This is a genomic window from Actimicrobium sp. CCI2.3, assembly GCF_035019065.1.
Taxonomy (GTDB): domain Bacteria; phylum Pseudomonadota; class Gammaproteobacteria; order Burkholderiales; family Burkholderiaceae_D; genus Actimicrobium.
Genome location: NZ_JASJWR010000006.1, coordinates 138047 through 157771 on the forward strand (window position 1 = coordinate 138047; position 19725 = coordinate 157771).

Sequence of the window (19725 nt, forward strand, 5' to 3'; positions counted from 1 at the left end):
TCGTACCCACGCGACAGCGCTACATCGCATCACATCATTCCGGCAATCCGCCGAATCCAAAGCGCGCCACCAGGTCAAACGGTGCACCGCTTGCCTCTTCCCGAAAAATGGCAATCCCGTCAATGACCAGCGGCACCGCCATGGCCTGCGAAAAGGCGGCCCGGGCATCCTCTGTCATGGCTTGTGCGACGACAGGTTCCACGTTCGTCAGGCTGTCGCTCAACGTCATATGAAAACGGAATTGCTCTTCGGTGTACGGGTATCCCCACTGCTGCAGTAATGCCTGCTGGCGCGCGGTCAGTAGCGCGCTGCTTCTGCGCGCCAGGTCGGCTGCGGTCGGTGCTGCCCGGAGTGGCTCGAAATGCTGCACGCAATCTTGTGCCAGCGTGCTGATCTGTGGCACCGGGCCGTCCGCTTGCAGCGCCAGGAAATTTCCCAGTAATCGCACAGTCGGCAGCGGCACTTCCCGCGCCGCCTGATGCGAGGCAAAGATGCTGGCGCAAGCCAGCAGCCGGGTTTCGTCATAGCCATCTGCCAGATGGAACGGCGCTTTCAGCGTTGCATGAAAGCCATACCGCCGCGCATTATCGCGCCATGGCGTCGTTGCATCGAGGCCGCCGATCCGCTGTTCCGGATCGCGCCCCAGCCAGCGACAACCCGCTTGCCACCAGGGTGAGTCGCTCGCAGGGGCAAAATAAACGGCATAGCGAGTGTGATTACCAGAAATGAAAGTTGCCATCGTAACCAGTCAAAAATTGAATCGGTTCGTGATCCTAGCCGAAAAAATTTGCCTCGATCGTGCTACCGTCCATCCGTTCTTAACAATTTCAGCATCCATGACTCTGATCCGCAACGCTATCCTGATCACCGCGACGCACCTCCTTCCGGGCGCACTTGCGTTCAGTGGTCAGCACATTACCGAGCTGCAACCCGGCAGCAATAGTCATGAAGGACACGACTGGCACGGCGATTTACTGCTGCCCGGACTGGTCGAGCTACATACCGACAACCTCGAAAAGCATCTGATGCCGCGCCCGAAAGTCGCCTGGCCAGTGATTCCCGCGATCATCGCTCACGACGCCCAGATCGCCGCTGCCGGGATTACCACCGTACTTGATGCGATCGCCGTCGGCGACATCGACCCTGACAGCATGCGCGTGCAAACTCTTGTCAGTTGCATCGCCGGTCTGCATCAGGCGCAACAGGCCGGCATTCTGCGGGCTGACCATTTTCTGCATCTGCGTCTCGAGTTGGCATCACAAGACTTGCTGGAGCTGTTCGAGCCATTGGTCGATGATCCGCTGCTAAGGATGGTTTCGCTGATGGACCATACGCCGGGTCAGCGCCAATGGAGTGACTTCGACCATTACCGCACGTTCATCACCGGAAAGCGTGGCTGGAGTGACCAGAAAGTCACCGAGATGCTCGACGGCATGCTCGAGCGCCAGGTCCGTTATGCCGATGTCAATCGCCGCGCCGTCGTCACGCGCTGTCACGCTCGGCCTATCCCGGTGCCGCTCGCGTCGCATGACGACACCACATTGGAGCACGTAGCCGAGGGACAGGGCGACGGCGTGACGATGTCGGAATTCCCGACCACGCTGGTGGCCGCCCGCGCTGCGCGTGCGCATGGCCTGGGCATCATCATGGGTGCGCCAAACCGGGTGCGCGGCGGTTCGCATTCGGGCAACATCGCCGCCGCCGAACTGGCGCGAGCTGGTTTGCTCGATGTGCTGTCATCGGATTACGTTCCCGCAAGCCTGTTGCATGCCGCGTTCTTGTTGCAAAAAGACGGCCTGAGCCTGCCGCAAGCCATTGCAACGGTATCGCGCAATCCCGCACGGCTGGTGGGTCTGGACGATCGTGGCGAAATAGCCGCCGGGCTGCGCGCTGATTTCCTGAGGGTGCGGGTGGTGGCGGGTATTCCGGTGGTGCTGGAGACGTGGAAGGCGGGAGAGCGGATTGCGTGAGGTACGTGGTCTCGATGCAAATCAGCGTGCATACAAATTGAAAAGTGCAATGCAAACATAGGACAGGCGCAGCTTTTTAAAATAGAAGGTGCCAGAATTGTTCGGTCGCACAGCACAGTAAGTACATGATTTATTTAATATTTCGGTATTTTTTCGAAATTCAGAAAAAAATACCGAAAAGACATCCTGGCTAGTTAGCATCCTGAAAACTAGATGATTTAATCTAGCACGATCGTACTTTTTTAAGTTGTTTCCAGCCTATAATCGACCACCGTTTTCCCACCCCTATCCGTGAGGTCGTCATGGCACTGCCTGTTGCGTTGCAAAACCTGAGTCTGCCGGTCATCGGTTCGCCGTTATTCATCGCCAGTGGTCCGGCGCTCGTCACCGCGCAGTGCAAGGCCGGTATTGTCGGCTCGTTCCCCGCGCTCAACGCCCGCCCGGCAGCGCTGCTTGACACCTGGCTGACTGACATCAAGGCCGATCTCGCTGCCTACAAGCTGGCCAATCCTCAGGCGCTGGTTGGCCCGGTTGCGGTCAACCAGATCGTTCACCAATCGAATGATCGCCTTGCGCACGACGTCGAGATGTGCGTCAAGCACCAGATTCCGATCATCATTTCCAGCCTGCGCGCACCACCCAAAGAAATGATGGACGCCATCCACAGTTACGGCGGCATCGTGCTGCATGACGTGATTTCGATTCGCCATGCGCAAAAGGCGCTCGAAGCCGGTGTCGACGGCCTGATTCTGGTGGCAGCCGGTGCTGGTGGCCATGCCGGTGCGTTGTCACCCTTTGCGCTGGTGGGCGAAGTACGCAAGTTCTTCAGCGGTCCGATTGCCTTGTCCGGTTCCATCGCTACCGGCGACGCCGTACTGGCAGCACAAGCCATGGGTGCGGACTTTGCCTACATCGGTTCGCGCTGGCTTGCCACGAAAGAATCAAATGTCGATGACGCCTATCGCCAGGCCATCGTCGAATCCAGCGCGGCCGATATCGTCTACACCAACCTGTTCACCGGCGTGCACGGCAACTACCTGAAAAAATCCATCGTTGCCGCCGGCCTCGATCCCGATAATCTGCCAGTCGCCGACAAGACCGCCATGAACTTCGGTTCCGGTAGCGCCAAGGCATGGCGCGATATCTGGGGTGCTGGCCAGGGCGTCGGTTTGATGGACGACGTGGTGACGGTCGCCGAGATGGTTGCGCGCCTGAAAGCCGAATACGACGCTGCGCGGGCGCGCCTCAAACTGTAAATGGATACGGGTCGATAGACCCATATGTACCTTGCCAAATTAACTTCTTTGTTGCAGCATGGCGCTTCGACGAATTCTTCGCCAGCGCCATGCCTAGCCCGCTTCCTGTTTGCCGCAATCCGCTGACTGGCGGGACCGATGTTTGATCGGCCGTCTCTGGCACGCATTGCACCGTTTGCTACCTATATTCTCTTCATTGCAATTGCCGATCTGTTCACGCGACTGGGATGGTCAGTAATGGAATTGCGCTGGCTGTATCCACTCAAAATTACCCTGATCATCGCCCTGCTCTGGTTCTGGCGGCGCGAGTATGTCGAACTGGCGTGGCCGCCCGGGCGTAATGCACGCAGTTGGATCATCGCTGTTGCAGTTGGCATCGTCGTTTTCGTTGCGTGGATCAATCTAGGCGCTGACTGGATGAAGGTCGCAGCGTCATCCTCCGCCTACCATCCGCTCGGTCCCGATGGCCAGATGGAGTGGGGACTGATCGCCGTCCGTCTCGCGGGGGCGGCGTTAGTCGTGCCGGTGATGGAAGAGTTATTCTGGCGTTCATTTCTGTTGCGCTGGCTGGTCAGGCCCGACTTCCTGCAGGTCAATCCGGCATCGGTTGGCGTGAAAGCCTTTGCTATTACCGCCGTGCTGTTTGCGGTCGAGCACAACCTGTGGCTGGCTGGACTTATTGCCGGTATCGCCTATAACGCTTTGTATGTGCGCAGCCGCACAATCTGGTTTCCCTTACTCGCGCATGGTGTGACCAACGGAATATTGGGAGTGTGGGTGATAGTAAATGAACGATGGGACTATTGGTAGTTGGTTTATTTAACTGAAAGCTGTCGTGGATCACAGCGTAGAATGCGGCGGGCTCGAAAATACACACCTCACACCCTCTTTGCTAACAACGATGCCGCTCGCACCTGACCTGCGAAGCGGTGAAATTTTGGAAATCAACACTATGCCTCGTCTTTCATCGCCTGCCTTGATTCCTCTGCCGTTGCTGGCTCCGCTGTCGATGGCGGTTTGTGCGCTGTTTTGTGGGAGTGCGATGGCGGCGCCGGAGTCGGAACCAGTGGACGTGTTCACTCCTTACGTAGGGGTGATGGTTTCCCATGACGATAATCTGTTTCGTTTCAGTAATCCAGACGATGCGTTCCGGCGCTCGGGAAACAGCAGTCTGTCGGATACCTATCGCCGCCTCAATGTCGGATTGAATATTGATAAGCAAATCAGTCAGCAACGGCTGACAGTCAATCTTGATTTGAATCGGACTGCTTACAACCGGTTTTCCTTTCTGGACAACGACGGTAAGAATCTGCAGACCAATTTGAACTGGCATCTGGGTAAGCATGTGGAGGGCAATCTGGGGGCGTCGTACGTTGAGTCTCTGACGCCGTTTTCCGATTTGCGGACTACGACCGAGCGCAATCTCCGGACACAGAAACGCACGTTTGCGGACGGGGCATGGCGTTTCCATCCTAGCTGGCAGGTGCGTGGTGGCGTTACGTATGATCAGCTTAACTATGCGCTCGCGTCACAACGAAGTTTCAACCGTGATCTCACGACCGAAGTGGTTGGCATTGACTATTTGAGTCCAACCAATAGCACTGTGGGTGTTCAGGCCGGGCATTCGTCCGCGACGTACGAGAGCCCTCTCAATAATTACTCGCAAAACGAATTCAAGGGAAAAATCGACTGGTACGCAACCGGAAAGAGTCGCCTGCAATTCCTTGGTGGCTGGGTAGAGCGCAAACACGAATTGACGCCGACTCGTGATTACAGCGGCACGAATGCACGCGTTGTTGCAACCAATCAGCTGACAGGGCAAGTCGGACTCACTGCGAACCTGTACCGCGAAATTGGTACGATCGATGACCTGACTACCAGCTACTCGCTCAATAACGGGGTGAGTCTCGAAGCAGCATGGGAAATCAGTGCCAAGACCAAACTGGCTGCACAGTTACTCAATGAACGTCGCAGCTATGCAGCGAACTCTGTCTTGGCAAATGTGCTGGTGTCTGATCGTGAAGACACGTACCGTCGCATGTCACTCACAGGCAATTACATGCCAACCCGTAAATGGACAATCATGATGATCGCCTATCGGGACCAGCAATCGTCCAATCAGTCCACTGGTAACTATCACGCAACCGGTTTGTCGCTCAACACTCGCTACGATTTTTGATTCCGGACAGCCATGACTATCAACAACACGCCGTTAGTTTCCTTTTTTAAGCGGCTACTTGACCCGCTCATCATCCTCAGTCTGCTATACGGACTGACGTTGCTCCACGGTGAAGTCTTTACAGGCTACTACCTGGTGCTGGCGATCATTGCTTTCTTTGTGTCTTCCTACGTCTATGAACAGATCGACCTGTATCGCACATGGCGTAGCGGTCGCTTGCTCGCTTATGCACGCGGTATCCTGATCGGCTGGATCATCATCGTTGCGATGCTGCTGTTTATCGGTCGTATCACTGGGCTGAGCTACCGCTTTTCCGAGCAAGTCATCCTGATCTGGTTTTCTGTTACCCCGCTGGCACTGCTGGCTAGTCACCTGACGCTGCGCCGTATTGCCTCAAATCTGCGCAATGATGGCGAAGTCCGTTCGGTCGTGATCGTCGGTGCCAATCCGCCCGGACTCAAGCTGGCCAGTCGTATCGCCGACTATCCAGATCTGTTCATGGCAGTGCATGGCTTTTTCGACGATCGCAGCGCCCAGCGCCACGAAGGCATCGACGAACTCAAGATGCTGGGCAAGATGGCCGACATTGCCGAGTACGTCAGGATCCATGGCATCCAGATGATTTTCATCAGCCAGCCGATGTCGGCCCAGCCGCGCATCCGCAAATTAATTGATGAGTTGCAAGACACCACCGCCTCGATCTACTTTTTGCCGGATATTTATGTCTTCGACCTGATGCAGGCACGGTTCGACAATGTCGGCGGCGTTCCCGTCGTGGCCATTTGCGAGACGCCATTTACCGGTTTTAACAGTGTCGTCAAGCGTACCAGTGATGTCGTGCTGGCTACCCTGATCCAGCTGTTACTCACGCCGATCATGATCGGTATCGCTATCGCCATCAAACTGACATCACCGGGACCGGTGATTTTCAAGCAGTTGCGCTATGGCCTGAACGGCGAAGAAATTATCGTCTACAAATTTCGCTCGATGAAGATCCACGATCCGGGCGCAGTCGTCGTCCAGGCCCAAAAAAATGATTCTCGTCTGACCCCGATCGGCGGTTTTCTGCGGCGCACCTCGCTGGACGAGTTGCCCCAATTTATCAACGTGCTGCAAGGCAGAATGAGCATTGTCGGCCCGCGTCCGCATGCGGTTGCCCACAACGAGCTGTATCGCAAGCAGATCAAAGGCTACATGCTGCGTCACAAAGTCAAGCCCGGCATTACCGGCTGGGCGCAGGTCAACGGCATGCGCGGTGAAACCGACACCCTCGACAAGATGGAAGCGCGGATCGAGCTCGACCTCGACTACCTGCGTAGCTGGTCGCTGGCGCTCGATTTCTGGATTATTTTCCGGACCATCAAGGTCGTCTTGAAACGCGATAACGCTTACTGAGTAGCGGCTAGGAGTGGAGGCAGCTCCACCCTGGTCATGCGAGCGCGTCACGGTGGCACGCCAATACCGTTAATTGCATTTCAGCTGGCTGGGTAAGAACATCCGCTCGCGTTCAAACACTGCATTTCGATAGTGAAAATGAACAGAATTAAAGATTGCTGCAGTGCGTCAGCATTTATTGTTTTAAATGTTATAAATTGTTATATTGATATCTAGTAATTGACACTCGCAATATGCTTGTGTAAAGTCAAAACACATAAATTTCAAATGGTTATGAGCAGTTAAATGTTTCATAATTTCACATTTTCTAAATTAATGCAGTGCAACAAAAGCGGTTAAATTCTTGAGCCAACTTAAGAGAGGCGAAATACAAGCGCTCCCCTTTAAAGTTGTTAAGCAAGCAGTACTCTACAAAAGGCCTGCCAGATGAACAAATTTCAACTACTCGTTGCCGTACTTATTTTGGGCATCGCTGCCAGTGCTAGCGCGAGTGTGCCGATCATCAAAATCACTGCAACAGAAAGCGTTCCGTCCGATTCCTTCAGTCAAAAAGGCAAGCCAGAGCTCGCTTTCGATATTGCCTCCAAAAAAGCGGGAGCCGGTTCATTTAATGCCGTTTCCAGTGGCTATTTGACGGGTATGATCGGGTGCAACTTTGCGGCGATTAAAACGACGTACCGTGAAACAGTCGCTAAAGCCCCCTCGTTTCCAATGCCTGAAACCGCGATGCTGGCGCTCCTCGTCTTAGCGTTCGTCGCGATCCAGTCGGTGGGCCGCAAATACAAAACCGGTGCCACAAAGTTGCAGTAAAAAGATGCGAAAAGAAGGTCGGGGCCGCGCAGAATGCGAGGTAACTTTTTAGTTGCGGGCAGGGAGTGATTGAGCAGTTGTCCTCTATATAATGGTTGTGCTTTAAACAAAATTATTCTGACTTTCTACAAGGCTAAGTAGTCCCCAAAAAATGAATAAATCGAACATGGCGCGTAGCGCATTGGTCCTGATGATGGTGCTGAACTTGTCCGCCTGTGGTGGCGACAAGAAGAAAGAAGCCAGCCAGTCGTTGGTACGGATCGACGGTCAAGAAATCACTGTGCTGCAACTTAACGAAGAGTTGGGACGCACTCCACCACAAGCGACTCCGGAAGCGCAAGCGGCCACCCGCAAGCAAGTGCTTGAAGCACTGGTCGACCGACAACTGCTACTCAACGAAGCCGCCTCCAGCAAGCTCGACCGTGACCCCAAAGTCATGCAAGCCATCGAGCGTGCCAAAGCCCAGATTCTGGCGCAAGCCTACTTGCAAGCCCAGGTTGCCAAGATGGTTCAGCCAACCAGGGCAGAGATTGATGATTACTTTGTCAAGCACCCCGAATTCTTTACCCAGCGCAAATCATTTGACATGCAACAACTGGTCATCGCCACCAAAGACTTCAGCGATCCACTGCGCACGATGATCGACAATGCCAAGTCGCTCGACGAGGTCGCTGCCTGGCTCGACGGCAAGAGCGTCCAGTACGCCCGCAATCAGGTTGCCCGTACCACTGCTGACTTGCCTCCGCAACTGGTCAGCAAGCTTCAGGGGATGAAAAAAGGCCAGCTCTTCGTCATCAAGGAAAACGATCGCAGTCTGTTGGTCGGACTCAATGACATCAAGGAAAGCCCGGTCACTGCCGAAGCAGCGGTTCCGCAAATCGAGCAATACCTGCGTAACCAGAAAAGTCAGGAAACCGCCAAAGCCGAGCTGGTGCGCTTGCGATCGCTTGCCAAGCTGGAATATCTAAACAAGGTTGATGGCGTAAAAGACGAGGTAGCTGCCGTGGCACCAAGTGCAGTACCCGTCGCAAGTACCGCAACCGACAGTGCCTCAAAAGCCGACAACATGGCGCGTGGCGTCGCCGGACTCAAGTAACCCAGTTGGCCTGCACATCGCGCGGGCCAACATGACATTGCAAGGCACACCATGAAAAAAATTGCACTCTGGTTGATGGCACTGATGATGGCGTTTAACGTCAACACCGCGGCAGCGGCCGACATCCTGCTTGGCCCTGGGGATGTGATTAAAGTCTCCGTATTCGGTAACCCCGACCTCAGTCTGGAGACCCGCGTCAGCCAAACCGGTAGCATCAGTTTTCCACTGATCGGAGAAGTCGCTATCGGCGGCCTTGCTGCCTCTGAAGCTGAAAAGAAAATCGCCAGCATGCTCGAAACAGGCGGGTTCTTGCGCAAGCCGCAAGTCAACTTGATCGTGACCTTACTGCAAAGTCAGCAAGTGTCCGTGTTAGGGCAAGTCACTCGTCCTGGCCGCTACCCGATCGACGGTACCCGCACGCTCACTGACATTCTGGCTTTGGCTGGCGGCGTCGGTCCAGAAGGGGGTGACATTGTTACCCTGGTGCGCACCCGCGAAGGCAAAACCACCAAGGAATCCATCGACCTGGTCGACATGATGCGCTCCGGTGACTTCAACAAAAATCTCGAGCTTTCCAGCAATGACGTCGTGTATGTGGAGCGCGCACCGCGCTTTTACATCTATGGTGAAGTACAGCGAGCCGGCTTCTTTCGTCTTGAACGTGATATGACCGTGTTGCAAGCCCTGTCCGCCGGCGGTGGACTCAGCCCGCGTGGGACAGAGCGCGGGATCCGCATCAAGCGGCGCGATGCCAGCGGGAAGTTGACTGAAATCAATGCAAAGATGGACGATCTGGTGCAGGTCGATGACGTCGTGTTCGTCAAAGAAAGCATGTTCTAAAAAGTAAGCTCGAACCGGCGGCAACAGACCGCATTTTCAAATCGCATTGGATGACCCGTACGCTCGAAAGGCAACATGAATTTCTCTCAGTTTCTGCTAGTTTTACGGGCACGCTACCTGATCATTGTGGTGACGCTGGTTGCGGTTGTCGCCATTACGATGACAATCGCCTTGCTCTTGCCCAAAAGTTACAAGGCAACGACGTCATTGCTGCTGAACTACAAAGGGCAGGATCCGGTGACAGGTTTGATCACGTCCGGACCGTTGATGGCAGCGTATATGGCAACACAGATCGATATCATTACCAACGAGAATGTCGCGTTGCAAGTTGTCGATAAACTCAAGCTGACAGATAGCCCGGTGGTACAAGCGCAATATCTGGAGGCGACCGGCGGAGCAGGCAACATTCGGACTTGGCTGGCCAACTTGCTGCAGCGAGGAATCTTGCCTGAACCATCCGCACTCAATAGCGGCGTGCTTGATCTCAGCTTCAAAGGTGCTGATCCACAATTTGCTTCAGCCATTGCAAATGCATTTGCAGAGGCCTACATACAGACATCAGTCAGACTGCGTGTTGAGCCGGCAAAAGAGTCGTCGGTCTACTTTGACAAGCAGATCAAGCTGTTGCGTGACGAGTTTGAAGCGGCACAAAACAAAATGTCGACCTATCAAAAAGAGAACAATATTGACAATGCAGACGGTAGGCTTGATGTCGAATCGGCGCGTCTCAATGAATTGTCCAGCCAATTAGTCGTTGCTCAGGGCTTGACGATGGAAGCCAACTCGCGCCAGCAGCAAACAGTGAAAAACGTCGAATCCGCACCAGACGTTTTCAATAACTCGCTGATTGCTGGTCTTAAATCCAGCCTCTTGACTGCAGAAGCCAAGCTTGCTGATATTTCACAACGGCTTGGCGTGAATCATCCGCAGTACCAGGCCGCTTTGTCAGAAGTCGAAAAGTTGCGCTCCAATCTCAATGAACAAACAGCGTCTGCATCCAGCGCCATTGCCGGTTCGGCACGTATTCAGCAACAACGCACCGCGGAATTACGCGCAGCACTCTCTGCGCAACGCGTCAAGGTAGTTCAACTTAATGGACTACGTGATCAGTTAAAGGTATTGACTAACGAAGCCGCCGCCGCTCAACGTGCTTACGAGGCGGCCTCCTTGCGCTTGATCCAGACCTCTCTGGAAGCGGGCTTTGCCCAGTCGGATATTTCAATACTCAATCCGGCGAAGCCACCCTTAAAGCCATCGAGCCCTCGGATTACGCTTCTGGCAGTCCTCTCGGTGTTTCTCGGGTTAATGCTTGGTATCGGTTTGGGAGTCGTTGCCGAAATTATTGACCGCAAGGTGCGCTCAGCAACCGATTTGACAGAAATACTGGGCATACCTGTGATGGGGGAAATGGTTGTTGGCAAGAAGCCGAGGCAACGTCGTCTAGGACTTGGCCGTCGCTCCCTGCGACACACGATGAATCTGGGTTGAACGATAAAGATGACTATGAACCAATTGAGCAACCCACTGGCATTGACCGATCCCCAAGACAGCAGCGAGCGCAACGGTAGCGAACGCAATATCGGTCGCGTACTGCTCGACAACGGCAAGATCACACCAGATGATGCCGAGCGCGTCCTGCGCTTGCAAAAAGAAAGCGGCCAGCGCTTCGGTGAAGCCGCTAAAAGCTTGGGACTGATCACCGAAGTTGACATTCAAAATGTCCTGGCAACGCAGTTTGACTATCCTTATCTGCAACTCGGTCAAGGCAACTTTGCACCCGAACTAGCCGCGGCGTACCACCCTTTCAGTCCTGAAGTAGAAACACTGAGGGCAGTGCGTAGCCAACTGATGCTGCACTGGTTTGCCAACGGGCATAAATCGCTCGTCATCGCCAGTATCAACCCCGACGACGGTGCAAGCCTGTTTGCATCGAATCTGGCGGTCGTGTTTTCGCAGCTGGGAGAAAAGACGCTGCTAGTGGATGCCAACTTGCGCTCCCCACGTCAGCAAGATGTGTTTGATCTCTCCGCCCGGCAAGGCCTGTCCGATATCCTGGGTGGTCGCGCCGATCTCAACGCGATTTCCAAGGTCGACTCGTTCGTTGACTTGTCGGTGCTCTGCGCCGGAACGTTGCCACCGAATCCGCAAGAGCTGGTCAGCCGTTCTTCGTTCAAGGATCTCGATCAGAACCTTAGCCTCAATTACGACATTATTCTGTACGACGTCCCGGCCTTTGCCATCGGCGCCGACGCTTTGGCGGTTGCCGCACGTGCCGGTGGAATTCTGCTGGTCGTGCGCAAGAACAAGACCCGCGTGGATGACATCCGCGAGGTTGCCGAGCAGCTCGCCCGCTATGGTGCCGAAGTGGTTGGTTCGGTCGTTCTGGACTTTTGATGCAAACAGCCACCATGACCACAACTGTTCATGCGCCATGGTGGAAAGCAGCCATCCCGGAATGGCTGCCAATTGCGATCGGTTTGCTCGCACTGTATGCGCCGACGTTCTATGACTTATTTACGGGGATATGGTCTACGGAAGAGCAAGCGCATGGCCCGATCATTTTTGGCCTGGCGCTCTGGCTGATCTATCGCAACTGGCCATTGATGATCGAGCAGGGCGCAGGAAAGTCTTCTCCGGTGCTAGGCTGGACGCTGTACATATTGGGCCTTGTGCTTTATATTCTAGGCCGCTCACAGCAATTCTCCATTTTTGAAATCGGCTCCTTCATCGTCATACTCGCATCGATCATCCTGATCAAATGTGGTCGTAGCGGCTTGCGTGTGATGTGGTTCCCGTTATTTTTCATGCTGTTCATGATCCCGCTGCCCGGTTTGTTTGTTGCGACACTAACGCTGCCAATGAAGACAGCCGTGTCCTACGTGACCGAGCATGTGCTGTATCTGATCGGTTATCCGATCAGCCGCACCGGGGTCATCTTGCAGATCGGTCAGTACCAACTGATGGTGGCGGATGCCTGCGCGGGGTTGCACACGCTGTTAACGCTGGAGGCTCTAGGGCTGTTCTACCTGAACCTGGTGCGTCACACCTCGGCAATTCGCAACATCGTGCTGGCCGTGATGATCGTACCGATTTCGTTCACGGCCAACGTCATCCGTGTCATGACACTGACGTTGATCACCTTCCACTTTGGCGACGCTGCTGGTCAAGGCTTTTTGCATGGCTTTGCCGGCATGGTGCTGTTCCTCAGTGCGCTGTTCCTGATCATCGGACTCGATGCAGTGCTGCACACCGTTGCGCGCAAATTCGGAGGCAAGAAGAATGCTTGATCCAAAAATGGTTAATCGTCGCAGGGCAGTTTTAAGCAGTATCGGTCTTGGTCTGCTCATGGTGTCGTCTGCTGCCGTGACCAAGGTGTTGACACCAACTGCCAAACTTTCCGACGGCAAGCCAGCGTTAGACCTCAATGCCTTGGTCCCTGCCGATTTTGGGGACTGGAAAGAGGACCGCACTCTGGTCGCTGCCGTCGTCAATCCGCAGACTGAGGCAGCAATCAATGCGATTTATTCCCAGACCCTGTCGCGTACTTACGTGAGCAAGACCGGTGAACGCATCATGCTGTCGATCGCCTACGGAGATGATCAGGCGGGTGAGGGTACCCAGGCGCATCGTCCTGAGATTTGTTACGCAGCACAAGGGTTCGGCATTTCGTCAAATAACGAAGGTGTTCTCATCACCGGTGAACGTAAAATCCCGGTCAGGCGTCTGGTGGCAAAGAACGGTCCTCGCAATGAGCCGATCACATACTGGGTGACTGTCGGTGACCAGGCCACCTTGCCTGGAATAGGACGCAAGCTGACGCAACTCGCCTATGGCTTAGGTGGTCAGGTGCCGGATGGCTTGTTGTTCCGTGTGTCGTCCATACAGAGCGACGATGCAGCAGGATTCAAACTGCAAGATAAATTCGTTAATGATCTGTTTGCTTCACTGGATGCAAAGCAGCAGGTGCGCCTGGCTGGAAAAGTTCAGGGCGCGTAGTTGGCGGCATCTTGCCGGCGTGATTCGTTCATGCACTTATCAATCACTTCAGGACCATGAACCGGCATGTTTGCTTCAAACACGACGAATCACCTAAATACTGCTGGGCGCAGAAATGTTTCGCCTCAAGGAATAACGACCGAATCACCACTGACTCGCCTCATTGTTCTTACAGCAGTACTTGGCGCGACCATCTATCAGGCGCTGTTGTGCCTGGCAAATACACATCTTTTTCGCACGTCGACCGGGGTTGTTGCACTTGTCGAATTCAGCATTTACTTGCTGTGCTTATTCGTTATCTTAAGGCGTATCAGCCTCGATTTCATTGCAATCCTAACGCTGGTAGCGTCGTACCTCCTCTTGCTCGCGCTGCTACGCTCCTCCCTCGACATCAAGGGATTTCGTGATCTGATTATCCCATTGCTGTTTTTCTGGCTGGGAAAGGAAGTTGGCAGTATTAATCGCGCCGACAAAATACTAAAGATAATTATTCTTGTAGTGCTGGTTATGGGTTGTTTTGAACTCTTTTTTGTCGATCTTTACTCACGAATATTTAATATTTTTTCGTACTACGGCACGACCGGCGGAATGAATGCAACGACCAATTGGGCAGGTGGCACGCTGGCATTGAACGGTACGCGACCAGATGGTATTGGTAGGACTATCTTGCCGTCTCTTTTAGGCGCACATCGCGTTTCTTCTATTTTTCTTGAGCCAGTTTCACTCGGAAATTTTGCGGTAATTACAGCAGCCTGGGGCTTAGCTAAAAAGCGTGAAGAATTTAGAAAGGCGGCTTTCTTTCTTGTCAGTGCGGCAGTCATGATTACGATGGCCGATTCGCGTTATGGACTTGCTACTGTCATGGTGTTGGTAGCCATGCGGTTTATTGTTTCCGGCCGAATGAACATAGCAGTAATTGCCGGGCCGATTTTGGCAGTGATTATTCTTTTGATTGTTCCGAATCTCACGCAAGGTCACTTTGGCGACGATGCGTTAGGGCGACTAGTTCGGACTGGCCGTATTTTGTCGGGATTTGGTACCAATGAAATCTTTGGACTAAGTGGTTATGCGGTTGATTTTGGAGATATGGGCTACGCGGTGGCACTGACGCGGTTTGGTCTGATTTTATGCGCCGTGTTATGGATTGGCTTCTGGATGATCAAGATGCGTGACGATACGGGAAGCCGATTCCGCACATACGTGGCGGTGTATGCCTCACTGATTCTAATGGTGAGCGGTACTTCCTTATTCGCATTAAAGACTGCTGGAATACTCTGGTTTTTGGTCGGCTGTTGCGCAAAGAACGAAACTCCAACAGAAGCTCCCGACAAGCCACCTAGCAAGCGTTCACCAAAGGGCAGAGCCCAAACATGACGATCAAGGTAACTCATATAGTTCGCCAGTACGCACCTTCAGTTGGCGGCATGGAAGACGTCGTGCAAAATATTGCCCGTCAGCAGATAGAACACCATGGGCAGATACCAACGATAGTGACTCTTGATCGCGTCTTTACCAGACCCACAGAAGTACTGCCACACAACGAAACGATAGATGGTGTGAACGTAATCCGTCTGCCTTTCAAAGGATCAAGTCGTTATCCGTTAGCGCCTGGAGTACTCAAGCAACTGGCCGGCGCAGACGTTGTCCACGTACATGGTGTGGATTTTTTTTATGATTATCTCGCCTTGACCAAATATATCCATCGCCGCCCGCTCGTGGCATCAACTCATGGCGGATTTTTCCATACCGAGTTTGCTTCAACATTAAAGAAAGTCTATTTCAATACAATGACACGGGCATCGTCATTGGCCTATGACCGTGTAATTGGTACTAGCAATAATGACGCAGACCTTTTCAAATCGGTGGTTGCTAAATCAAAACTCTGCGTCATTGAAAATGGCGTCAACGTCGAAAAATATAGTGGAAAAGCATCAGCGCAGTTATCCCCTGTAGCAATCTATTTCGGACGATGGTCGTCAAATAAGGGTTTGATCGAAACGATTGAATTATTCAGTCAGTTAGTTACCGCAGATCCAACGTGGCAATTGATTATTGCCGGCCGAGAATACGATTTTTCACATGAAGATCTTCTGGCGCTGGTAAATAAATATCAACTTGCCGCTAATATCCAAATTGTTCCCAATCCTAGTGAACAAGATTTGGCCGCATTGATCGGCAAGGCAAGCTATTACATTTGTCTGTCCCGTCACGAAGGCTTTGGTATTGCCCCCATTGAAGCCATGAGCGCCGGACTGATACCCATACTGAGCGACATTCCACCCTTCCGGAAATTAGTAACGCAGTCAGGACTGGGAATTCTGCTGACGGTGACAAACTTACCTCTCTGCGTAAAACAGGTAGCTGAACTGCACCAACAAGTGATGGCAAGCTTTGCTGAAAAACGCAGCGCAGTCCAGCGATTTGTTAAGCGATACAGCTGGAATGACATCGCCGAACGTTATGTTGATATTTACAAAGATATCGTCAGGTCAAGGACTAATAATGGATAAGTTTCTAAAGATTATAAGCAAGAAGAATTACCAGTTAAAAATTATTTTGTTGGTGCTTTTGTTTGGAGTGTCGCAATTTACAGCAGCTCAATGCTTGATTGAAAAAGATTTAAAAGGAGTCAATTTAGCCGGTGCCGAGTTCAATGCAAGCAAAATTCCCGGCACGCTCAACAAAGATTATGTCTACCCGAATCAAGCCGACATTGACTATGTAGTCGCTTTAGGTGGCAACGTAATTCGCTTACCCTTCCGATGGGAGCGGATCCAGCCAGTACTATTCAATCAGCTAGATCCATTCGAGTTGCGCAATCTTAAGGTTGTTGTAGATATGGCAGCCAAAAAAAACGTGTGCGTGATTCTCGATATTCATAATTACGGCACCTTCGAAAAAACCGCAATTGGCACCGATGCAGTACCTGTAACCGCATTTCATGATTTGTGGGTACGACTCGCGGAACAGTTTTCCGATCCTGACAAAACTGCATTCGGTTTGATGAACGAACCTGCCAATATGACGATCGCTTTATGGGCATCAACAGCACAAAGCACTTTGTCCGAAATCCGCAAGTCGGGTGCAAAAAACATAATTCTTGTATCGGGAGGTCGTTGGAGTGGCGCCCATGAATGGTTCAAAAAATCAGCAGGCGTATCAAACGCTCAGGCGTTTAGTGAATTGGAAGATACGTTAAGTAGGACCTGGATTGAAATCCACCAATATGCTGATTCAAATTTTTCAGGCATGGGAAAGGAATGCATCAAACCTGATCGCTTTGAGAATTTTTTCGCACCTCTTACAACCTGGGCTGAAAAAAATAAACAAAAATTATTTCTTGGTGAGTTTGGGGTTCCCCCTGAAGAAAATTGTCTTGTCGGCTTATCAGAGATTCTGAATCAGATTTCAAACAATGATGTTTGGCGCGGGAGTACGTATTGGGCCGCAGGACGTTGGTGGGGGAATTACCCTTTTAGTATTCAGATGAAAAACGGCGTTGAACCACCACAGACAATTGCTTTAAGAAAGTACTTCGTAAATTAAAATGGAGCTTTGCAGCCTGATGGTCTGTCAGTCGATTATAGGAAATGGTGGTTTATGTTAATTATGTCTTTAAATCGCTAATAAAATACGATCATGGATAAAGAAAAATTTATACTTATCAGCCAATTCCCTGTATTAGATACTAATCGTGTGAACCTCGCAGAGCGCTTGCTTTCAAATATATATCACCAGAAAAAAAGTGTACTGCTGTTCGCTAATACAAATTTCATTGTCACTTGTCGATTTATTCTGGAATATACCAAGGATCCCTCGGTGCTAATCGTGAGTGACGGAGTGGGGATGGATATTGCTGCTCGATTACTTCACGGTACTTCTTTTGAAGAAAACTTGAATGGGACAGACTTTACCCCTTTTCTGTTTCAAAGTGGAACACGTCCACTACGTGTTTTTTTACTTGGTGGGAAGCCTGACGTAATTCAAAGTGCAGGTAAATTCGTTGAGGAGAAACTCGGTCAAGTTATAGTTGGGTGGTGTGACGGATACGGTGGTCTTCGTGATGCGAAAGACATTGAAGGTTCAATTAATGATGCAAATCCTGACGTAGTTTTAGTGGCTTTGGGCAATCCTTTACAAGAAAAATGGATTATTGAGCACCGTGACAAAATTAACGCGAGTCTTTTAATAGGGGTCGGTGCATTGTTTGATTTTTGGTCTGGTGATAAGGCCCGGGCACCACGAATGGTTCAACGTCTTCGCCTGGAATGGCTTTACCGTCTTTTTCTGGAACCGCGTAGGCTGTTACGACGCTATACCATTGATATACTAGTTTTTCTTAGACAGTGTTATCGGTATCGTTAAAGGGGACACGATCCAGTACCTTGATAAAAATAGTTATTACTCTGCTGTAAATAAACTAGAAAGACATTGAGTATCCTTTCAAAAAATAGCGCTCTGTAAACGTTTATCGTATTCATTATAATAATTTTTTCGAAATTAAGATAAAAACATTGCCTTCTGCTAGTGTCTTTGTAGCGGCTGATAAAGCATTACTGGGTATGGCCAAATCACACTGAATTAGGTCGTACACACAATCGATCACCCCTTATTAATATCTTCTATTGTGTTCAAAATGTACAAAAAATTAGCAAGTAAAATTAAATGTTTAATGGAATAAGTATTCAGGGCGGGAAGACCGTTTGGTCAATGGCAGATAACTTTGCTCAACAGGCATTGTCGTTTGTGATATTTGCGATTCTGGCGCGATGGCTAACTCCACATGAATTTGGTCTTCTTGCCATCGCTCATTTGATGGTTCAGTTTTCCCGGCTTGCGGTTCTTGATGCGATGGCAATGCCGGTTGTGAGATCCGTTGGCACCGACGATAGTCTGTTTGACTGGCTTTTTACATTATGTACTTCGGTATCAGCGATCCTGTCAGGCTTGATGGCGATGTCCTCGTCGTTGTTGGCCAATTTTTTTGAGGCACCTGATTTAACGCCGGTACTTTTAGGAATGAGCCTTGTGATACTTCTTTTTGGGTTGTCACGTGCGCATGAGGCGCGGCTGCTTCGTGATGGAAACTTTCGATTGTTAGCTATTCGATCTATTTCCTCAGTAAGTATTGGCGGTGTCGTTGCAATGTACTTAGCTTTTCAGGGAAAAGGTGCACTTGCTTTAGTTGCACAACAGATCACTACAACCACAATAGGACTGATCATTGCGGTGATATCAGAATGGAAAATTTGGCGTCCAAAATTGAAATGGTCGATGGTATTGGTAAGGCAGCATGCCAGTGAAATGGGTAAAGTTGGATCAGCAGGCATTCTCAATTACGCAAATAACAGTGGCGATACTGCACTTGTGAGCATTCTGCTTGGGCCCGGTGCGACAGGATTATATAACCTCGCTAAACGTATTCTTTCCGCTGCTTTTCTAATCGTAGGTGCCTCTTTGTCACGTGTCAGCATCTCTATTTTTATAAAACAGCAATCAGATATTGAGGCATTAGGCAATACGTTCAAACGTTTTTTAAATCTGATTCTGCTTTTGTTAGTTCCAATATATGCCATCACAACGATTTTGGCAGAGCCGCTAGTCGTAATCATTTTTGGTGAACAATGGCGTAGCAGCGCTCCTTTGTTTGTTTGGATGTCATTAATATATTTATGCCAAGCCGTTTTTGGATTAGGTCAATCATTGTGTTTTTCTACAGGCGAAAGCAAACTTCCTCCTAAGTTAGCCTTAATGCAGTTATGTATTTCATGTGGCGCAGCTGTTTTATTTACTAATTGGTATGGAGTAACTGGAATCGCGATTGGATTCTCAGCTGGAAGTATTATCGGAATGTCGATGATGGTTGTAGCAATAAGCCGGCAACTTAATTTACCTTTACTCAATATATTAACCACTTCAATGCCTGCGCTTTTAAGTGGATTTATCAGCATAATTGTTATTTATATACTCGAGTTTTCCGGTCTAAATGTCATAAATTGGAAAACGTTGATTATTGCTAGCATCGTTGGTGTTGTTACCTATTCTCTGAGCACTGGATTTTTCATTATTGGACAAAAAATTTCCAAAAGGTATTTTCATTAGTAAATCCCTTATCATGCTATAAATCACAATTAAATAGTATGTAATATATTTTGTTGATTCTGTTTATAGTTGCTTTTAAAT

18 protein-coding genes are annotated in these 19725 nt (G+C 50.9%); 17 read left to right on the forward strand and 1 reads right to left on the reverse strand.

Annotated features, from left to right (window positions below; all coding sequences use genetic code 11):
- Positions 1 to 34: 34 nt before the first annotated feature.
- Positions 35 to 739, reverse strand: a complete 705-nt coding sequence (locus QN370_RS05540; protein WP_322129321.1) for a DUF1045 domain-containing protein — start codon at positions 737 to 739, stop codon at positions 35 to 37.
- Between the two features lie 97 nt (positions 740 to 836).
- Between QN370_RS05540 and QN370_RS05545 the strand changes: the two genes are divergently transcribed.
- From QN370_RS05545 to QN370_RS05625, 17 genes are all read left to right on the forward strand, one after another.
- Positions 837 to 1970, forward strand: coding sequence for an alpha-D-ribose 1-methylphosphonate 5-triphosphate diphosphatase (locus tag QN370_RS05545; RefSeq protein ID WP_322129322.1), 1134 nt, complete (start codon positions 837 to 839; stop codon positions 1968 to 1970).
- Positions 1971 to 2272: 302 nt separating this feature from the next.
- The gene (locus QN370_RS05550) at positions 2273 to 3226 is read left to right on the forward strand and encodes a nitronate monooxygenase family protein (RefSeq protein WP_322129323.1); all 954 of its coding nucleotides are present in this window, start codon (positions 2273 to 2275) and stop codon (positions 3224 to 3226) included.
- A 138-nt stretch (positions 3227 to 3364) separates the two neighbouring features.
- The gene (locus tag QN370_RS05555) at positions 3365 to 4036 is read left to right on the forward strand and encodes a CAAX prenyl protease-related protein (protein ID WP_322129324.1); all 672 of its coding nucleotides are present in this window, start codon (positions 3365 to 3367) and stop codon (positions 4034 to 4036) included.
- Positions 4037 to 4178: 142 nt separating this feature from the next.
- Entirely contained in the window at positions 4179 to 5405 is a 1227-nt protein-coding gene (epsL, locus tag QN370_RS05560; protein WP_322129325.1) for an XrtB/PEP-CTERM-associated polysaccharide biosynthesis outer membrane protein EpsL, read from the forward strand.
- A gap of 12 nt (positions 5406 to 5417) precedes the next feature.
- Complete coding sequence (locus QN370_RS05565; RefSeq protein ID WP_322129326.1) at positions 5418 to 6800, forward strand: undecaprenyl-phosphate glucose phosphotransferase; 1383 nt, start codon at positions 5418 to 5420, stop codon at positions 6798 to 6800.
- 426 nt (positions 6801 to 7226) lie between these two features.
- Positions 7227 to 7610 carry a hypothetical protein gene (locus QN370_RS05570; RefSeq protein WP_322129327.1) on the forward strand — a complete coding sequence of 128 codons (384 nt, stop codon included), beginning with the start codon at positions 7227 to 7229 and terminating at the stop codon, positions 7608 to 7610.
- 151 nt (positions 7611 to 7761) lie between these two features.
- Complete coding sequence (locus QN370_RS05575) at positions 7762 to 8706, forward strand: EpsD family peptidyl-prolyl cis-trans isomerase (RefSeq protein WP_322129328.1); 945 nt, start codon at positions 7762 to 7764, stop codon at positions 8704 to 8706.
- Between the two features lie 51 nt (positions 8707 to 8757).
- A complete protein-coding gene (epsE, locus tag QN370_RS05580; protein WP_322129329.1) occupies positions 8758 to 9546 on the forward strand; it encodes a polysaccharide export protein EpsE in 789 nt (262 codons plus the stop codon).
- Between the two features lie 75 nt (positions 9547 to 9621).
- Entirely contained in the window at positions 9622 to 11034 is a 1413-nt protein-coding gene (gene epsF, locus QN370_RS05585; protein WP_322129330.1) for a chain length determinant protein EpsF, read from the forward strand.
- 15 nt (positions 11035 to 11049) lie between these two features.
- A complete protein-coding gene (epsG, locus tag QN370_RS05590; protein WP_322129339.1) occupies positions 11050 to 11940 on the forward strand; it encodes a chain length determinant protein tyrosine kinase EpsG in 891 nt (296 codons plus the stop codon).
- A gap of 14 nt (positions 11941 to 11954) precedes the next feature.
- Positions 11955 to 12833 carry an exosortase B gene (gene xrtB, locus QN370_RS05595; RefSeq protein WP_322129331.1) on the forward strand — a complete coding sequence of 293 codons (879 nt, stop codon included), beginning with the start codon at positions 11955 to 11957 and terminating at the stop codon, positions 12831 to 12833.
- Positions 12826 to 13542, forward strand: a complete 717-nt coding sequence (gene epsI / locus QN370_RS05600) for an exosortase-associated protein EpsI, B-type (RefSeq protein WP_322129332.1) — start codon at positions 12826 to 12828, stop codon at positions 13540 to 13542. The genes xrtB and epsI overlap by 8 nt, the downstream gene beginning before the upstream one ends.
- Positions 13543 to 13608: 66 nt before the next feature.
- Positions 13609 to 14916 (forward strand): polysaccharide polymerase, encoded by a 1308-nt coding sequence (locus tag QN370_RS05605; RefSeq protein ID WP_322129333.1) that lies wholly within the window; start codon positions 13609 to 13611, stop codon positions 14914 to 14916.
- Positions 14913 to 16052 carry a glycosyltransferase family 4 protein gene (locus QN370_RS05610; protein ID WP_322129334.1) on the forward strand — a complete coding sequence of 380 codons (1140 nt, stop codon included), beginning with the start codon at positions 14913 to 14915 and terminating at the stop codon, positions 16050 to 16052. The genes QN370_RS05605 and QN370_RS05610 overlap by 4 nt, the downstream gene beginning before the upstream one ends.
- Positions 16045 to 17088 carry a glycoside hydrolase family 5 protein gene (locus tag QN370_RS05615; RefSeq protein WP_322129335.1) on the forward strand — a complete coding sequence of 348 codons (1044 nt, stop codon included), beginning with the start codon at positions 16045 to 16047 and terminating at the stop codon, positions 17086 to 17088. The genes QN370_RS05610 and QN370_RS05615 overlap by 8 nt, the downstream gene beginning before the upstream one ends.
- A 93-nt stretch (positions 17089 to 17181) precedes the next feature.
- The gene (locus QN370_RS05620) at positions 17182 to 17907 is read left to right on the forward strand and encodes a WecB/TagA/CpsF family glycosyltransferase (protein ID WP_322129336.1); all 726 of its coding nucleotides are present in this window, start codon (positions 17182 to 17184) and stop codon (positions 17905 to 17907) included.
- Positions 17908 to 18207: 300 nt separating this feature from the next.
- Complete coding sequence (locus QN370_RS05625) at positions 18208 to 19644, forward strand: oligosaccharide flippase family protein (RefSeq protein ID WP_323581687.1); 1437 nt, start codon at positions 18208 to 18210, stop codon at positions 19642 to 19644.
- Positions 19645 to 19725 lie beyond the last annotated feature (81 nt).